The organism is Enterobacter sp. 241F3 (genome assembly GCF_034106785.1).
GTDB classification, from domain to species: domain Bacteria; phylum Pseudomonadota; class Gammaproteobacteria; order Enterobacterales; family Enterobacteriaceae; genus Enterobacter; species Enterobacter vonholyi.
Genome location: NZ_JAWNDD010000019.1, coordinates 1 through 2,675, shown reverse-complemented (window position 1 = coordinate 2,675; position 2,675 = coordinate 1). Strand labels below are relative to the sequence as shown.

Annotated in this window: 2 protein-coding genes; both read left to right on the top strand. The window is 39.5% G+C overall.

The genetic code is table 11. The features are described 5' to 3' along the window. The first annotated feature begins 662 nt into the window (after positions 1-662). The gene (mobQ, locus tag UR504_RS21490; RefSeq protein WP_320740162.1) at positions 663-2,057 is read left to right on the top strand and encodes a MobQ family relaxase; all 1,395 of its coding nucleotides are present in this window, start codon (positions 663-665) and stop codon (positions 2,055-2,057) included. A 138-nt stretch (positions 2,058-2,195) separates the two neighbouring features. Further along, the coding region (locus tag UR504_RS21485) for an abortive infection system antitoxin AbiGi family protein (RefSeq protein WP_320740160.1) at positions 2,196-2,675 on the top strand (480 nt) is incomplete at its 3' end.

Sequence of the window (2,675 nt, the reverse complement as noted above, 5' to 3'; positions counted from 1 at the left end):
TTGAAATACAGGGTGTATTGTGTGAAAATAGATCCAGACACCAAAAATAAAACTAACAACAGTAATTGCTTTTGTAATTACGTCTAAGACACTATCATCTCGTTTAAAGAAATTCACTTTAAAATCACCTTACGTTAATATTATTCAAAGTAAATACAACAACACTCCAGAACAGCCATTACTAATTTTTTGTCTAATACTCGCTGCGTTACTTATTTTTATTTATTAGTTTTTATTTCACCTGTCGCGTCTCCATCCTAATTTTACATCGTAACCAGAGAGTTGTGCAACAGAGAAAAATACCGCTAAATGCTACTATGTCTCTGTTTTAACTTACCCCACGTTACGGCGGGGTAAGTGAAAACCACCATTGCCATTCGGACATTACATAAAACCCATCTATGTAATATTGCGGAATACTTCGCCCTTTCATCAAGATTGCGCCGCTTAACTCGGCATTTTGTTTTACAGGCATTCATATATTTCGTATTAATTAAGTAGAGGGTTTTACATTGTTAGAAAAAACAATGCCCACTTATACACTCACTTCGTGAGCGTGTGGGGTCTACCGACGGTTGCCTGCCGCAGGCTAAAAGCAAAACCAAGTTCAACATAAAGTTTTTCTTGCAAAAAACTTACAGCAGCAGAGGTGCATTTATTATATGGCGATTTTTCATCTGGAGTTTAAAATTGTGAAGCGCTCGGAGGGCATGTCTTCCTGTAGGAAAGCTGCTTATCATGCGCGTTGCAGAATAACAGATGATCGCACTGGCAATACCTACGACTTTAGCCCCAGAACAGATTTATTCTATCATCAGATATTAGCCCCTGATTCTGCTCCTTCTCATATTATCGAAAGCTCAACCACCCTGTGGAATGAAGTTGAAAGGGTTGAGCGTCAGAAAGATGGTCAAACAGCACGCTATTTTGATGTTGCTATTCCCTGTGAGCTTAGCAATGAAGACAAGATAAAATTAGTAGCCGAATACTGTCAGAAGAATTTCGTTGATAAAGGCATGATTGCTGATATTGCTTTTCATGATCTCAATGGTGGAAATCCCCATGCTCATGTGATGTTGACATTAAAACCGATCACGGCTGATGGCTTTTGCAAAAAAGAAAGAAGCTGGAACGACAAGAAAAACGTAATCCTTTGGCGTGAATCATGGTCTGTGATTGCCAATCGCTATCTTGCCGCTGCTGGCAGTAATGAACGTATTGATCATCGCTCTATTGATGCTCAACAAGCCGAAGCACTCGAAAATGCCACTATTACCTTGGATGTTGAAGAAAAAGCGCTATGGCTTGCCAAAGCTACGTTAACCAGCCGTCCACCAATGCAGCGTGTTCATCGTGCCAAGTGGAACAGTAAGAGTGTTCAGGAAAAGCGTGCTGCTGAACAGGCTGTTCGTGATGAGATGAAACAAGAAGCTCAGGCCACATACAACACCTTCAAAGATTTAGATCTGCAGATCGTTGTTGACCTTAGAAGCTTCACCGTATCAGAAATGCCTGAGCCTGTTGAAATCGTATTGCCTGAAACAGGTTCGCAGTCGTCATCATCCGAAGAGCAACAGCCTGTTCTGGTTGCCCCTACACCTCATACACGCACTACACTGAAAACCCCATCCTCTACAACTGCCAGAGCGGTTAAACGCGCTCCTGTTAAAAGTAAGAGAAAGCAGGTTAAACCTCCTCAAGATGGTTTGTTCAAGCGTTTCACCCTACTGGTGGTTGAATATATAAGGGAGAAATTCGTCTGGGCCAAGAAGAAACCAGCCCCGGTTTCTGTTGAAGCTGATCATGATAAGCGCATTGCTGAAAAATATGTGTTTGATGAGGTACAAGGCATCTATGTACCACGCGCTGAGCATGAGAGACGTGCTAGATTTAACAGTGACACTTATAGTCCAACACCAGATGAGATCAGGCGTTTTCCAAGTCGCGCAACCAAAGACGAAGTACCGGACGCAGATTTTAACCACACACCAACTCTTCGTACGGACAATAAAAATGCCTTACCAAAGCTAAAACCATCTCGATTTGATAGAGGCTGATTCAAATTATTTTTCGAACATGATTTTGGATTACATTGACTTTTTATCATAAACACACGTATATTTTTATAAAATACACGGATTAATAATCCATATCACAATGTTTATACATCGACAATAATTAACAATCAGGAAAACATGACAATGGGAAAAAGTCTATATCCAAAAACATTCCTTCACTTTACAAAAAGAATTCATGCATTAGAGTCAATACTTATTGATGGCTTCTTCAAACCATCTTATGCGAGAGAACGCATATACGGCAGAAAGGGATTAATTCGATACTTTGGAATACCAATGGTGTCATTCTGTAATATAAGACTCTCTCTGCTATCAGAACATACTAAAAAATATGGTTGCTATGGTATCGGTCTAACGCAGGAGTGGGCAGCGAAAAACAATCTAAATCCAGTCCTATATATGAGTAAAAACTCCGATACTTTCGAATTATTGGATGAACAATTAAGAATCATAGTAAAAGGAATTGATAAAAATGAACAAACTGTTGAAACCTTCACTAAAATGAAGAACTACATCTCGCTTGTAAATATATTACGTTATATGAAAAACCATACCGGCCCATTAAGAAGAAATAACAAAAAGACCGTTGAGTATTGT

Coding starts and splice junctions, on each gene's coding strand:
- mobQ (WP_320740162.1), top strand. CDS start 663: ATGGCGATTTTTCATCTGGAGTTTAAAATTGTGAAGCGCTCGGAGGGC.